Origin of the sequence: Kribbella sp. NPDC006257, assembly GCF_040613535.1 — a bacterium.
Taxonomy (GTDB): domain Bacteria; phylum Actinomycetota; class Actinomycetes; order Propionibacteriales; family Kribbellaceae; genus Kribbella.
Map to the genome: position 1 here is coordinate 1 of NZ_JBEXSJ010000078.1, position 2,398 is coordinate 2,398.

2 protein-coding genes are annotated in these 2,398 nt (G+C 69.0%); both read right to left on the reverse strand.

The window, feature by feature from the left end:
• Positions 1-176: 176 nt before the first annotated feature.
• Positions 177-842 (reverse strand): snapalysin, encoded by a 666-nt coding sequence (snpA, locus tag ABZ004_RS40480; protein WP_355687624.1) that lies wholly within the window; start codon positions 840-842, stop codon positions 177-179.
• Positions 843-995: 153 nt separating this feature from the next.
• Positions 996-1,472, reverse strand: coding sequence for a redox-sensitive transcriptional activator SoxR (gene soxR / locus ABZ004_RS40485; protein WP_355687626.1), 477 nt, complete (start codon positions 1,470-1,472; stop codon positions 996-998).
• Positions 1,473-2,398 lie beyond the last annotated feature (926 nt).

Consider the following 2,398-nt stretch of genomic DNA (forward strand, 5'->3'; position numbering starts at 1 on the left):
GCACGGGGCCGGGGTGCCCCCGGCCGGCCGGCCGGATCGCCGGTGGCGGCGATCGCAGTACGTAGTACCGGGGCTGTGGTGAAGAGAATTCGCCGCACACTCCCAGGGGGGAGCGTACGGCGTGCTTCGGCTCGGGTCGTCCCCTGCCGGGCGATCCCGAGCCGAAGGTCAGAGAGTTACTTCGCGGTGTGGAACGCGGCCTTGGTGGTGGAGGTGGCGAAGCCGTTGGACCAGAGGGAGTTGACGCGGGACTTCTCGTTCGCGTCGGGGTAGGGGTTGGTGCAGGACGGGCCGGGGCCGCCGCCAGACATCAGTTCGCTGCAGGGGCCGGAGTAGTGGTCCGGGAGGCCGAGTACGTGGCCAGTCTCGTGGGCGACGATCCGGGTCTGGTCGTACTGCTGGGCCTGCGCGTAGTCGATGAAGATGTAGCCGCTGCCGTGCCCGTCGGTGGAGGCGTACGACCCACGCGAGTCGTTGCCCTCGGTGTAGTAGAAGTCGTAGTTGCTGCCCTCAACGAGTCGCACGTTGCTGACCGAGGAGTTCCAGATCGACGTACTGGCAGCGATCCGGGAGGCGAAGGTCGGGGCGTCGACCGCATAGGTGACGGTGACGGCGGCGAGCTTGTTGCCGGCCTTGGCCTGCTTGGCGCGCGCGGACTTCATCACCGCGTCGTAGAAGGCCTTGGTGGCGGCTTCGTCCTGCGGCGAACCGGTGTACGACGACACGTGGGTCGGGGTGGCGGACGTGGTTTCCGGCGCCGGGGCAGCGGCGGCGAAGGCGGGGACGGCCAGGGCTGCGGCGGCCAGGCCGGCCAGGGACGTCAGGATACGGCGATGCGACATGGGAGGGCCTCACTCCGTGAACTGTGGCGGAAAGCGACCGGCGGATTACTGATCGCTACAGATCGAGAGCTTGCCTTGGGTCGCGGAATTCCACACCAGATCGGGAAAAAGGCAGGGGTTAACCCTCGTGGGCCGTCGCGGGCGCTATGCCGGTCATAGCTCGCCGGGTATGCCGACGTTCAGAATGCGGGCACCAGGTCCGCGTTCGGAGAGCCGATCCGCCTTGTTGTACAGGTTGCAGCGCTGCAGGCTGAGGCAGCCGCAGCCGATGCAGCCGTCGAGATCGTCGCGCAGCCGCTCGAGTTCGGAGATCCGCTCGTCGAGCCGGGACCGCCAGGACTTCGAGAGCTTGCTCCAGTCGGCGCGGGTCGGGGTGCGGTCGTCGGGGAGCGAGTCGAGGGCCGACTTGATCTCGGCCAGCGCGAGGCCGACCCGCTGCGCGGCCTGGACGAAGGCGATCCGCCGGAGCGTACTGCGCTGGTACTGCCGCTGGTTCCCGGACGTCCTCCTGGACGCGATCAGCCCTTGGTCCTCATAGAAACGCAAGGCCGACGCGGCGACGCCGGAGCGATGGGCGATCTCGCCGATCGACAGCCAGTGGTCCTTGCTGGGAATGGTGTCCTCGGCCATACCTTCACCCTAGAACCGCACACAAGACCTGAAGCCCCCTTGAACCTTCCCCCCCCGTACGCCGCCCCGTACGCCGAGTCCCCGGCACGACGATCCGCCGACCAGCTCCCTTGAACCTCCACCCCGTACGCCGACCCGCCGACCCCACCCAGTCGCCGACCCCTACCCGTCCGTCGACGCCGACGCCGACGACGCCGAGCCCGCCGACGACGCCGTCCACCCGCCGACGACGCCGAGCCCGCCCACCCGCCGACCCCGTCCACCTCGCCGACCTCGCCGACCTCGCCGACCTCGCCGACCTCGCCTACGACGCTGACCCCGCTGACCCAGCCGACCCTGCCGCCCCGTCCACCCGACCCCTTCCCCACCTCTCCGGCCCCAGCCGTCATTGCCGACGAAGGAACTGACCAAGAACACAACAGTCGCCCAGGAAGCCGGGGTCGGGACATCGGCCGGCCCTCCCCAACCCCCGAAAACCTGTCCGAACCTCCGGTTGCGGGTGGGTGGTCATCAGGTTCATCGGAGGGGTTCTGGGATCTGCCGGCAAGTTGTGGGGAGTGCGGACAGGAGGTCGGGGGTCGGGACAGCGAGTGATTTGTCCGCGCCTCCGGGATGGTGTCCGGACCCCCGCGATGGTGTCCGAACTCCTTGAGGGCGGCGGGCAACAGACTTGGGCTCGGCGGGGTTTCTGGGGGGTGCCGGCAGGTTGTGGGGACGTGCGGACAGGAGGTCGGGGGTCGGGACAGCGAGTGATTTGTCCGCGCCTCCGGGATGGTGTCCGGACGTCCGCGATGGTGTCCGAACTCCTTGAGGGCGGTGGGCAACTGACTTGGGGCTCGGTGGCGTTCTGGGGTGTGCGGTCAGGTGCTCGGGGGTGGGGCGTGGGTGGGTTGGGAAACGGTGGATCGTGAGGGGTGGCGGCGTAC

What these genes read in the sequence shown, in the direction of transcription:
- snpA (WP_355687624.1), bottom strand. Translation starts at nt 842, where the DNA reads ATGTCGCATCGCCGTATCCTGACGTCCCTGGCCGGCCTGGCCGCCGCA.
- soxR (WP_355687626.1), bottom strand. Translation starts at nt 1,472, where the DNA reads ATGGCCGAGGACACCATTCCCAGCAAGGACCACTGGCTGTCGATCGGC.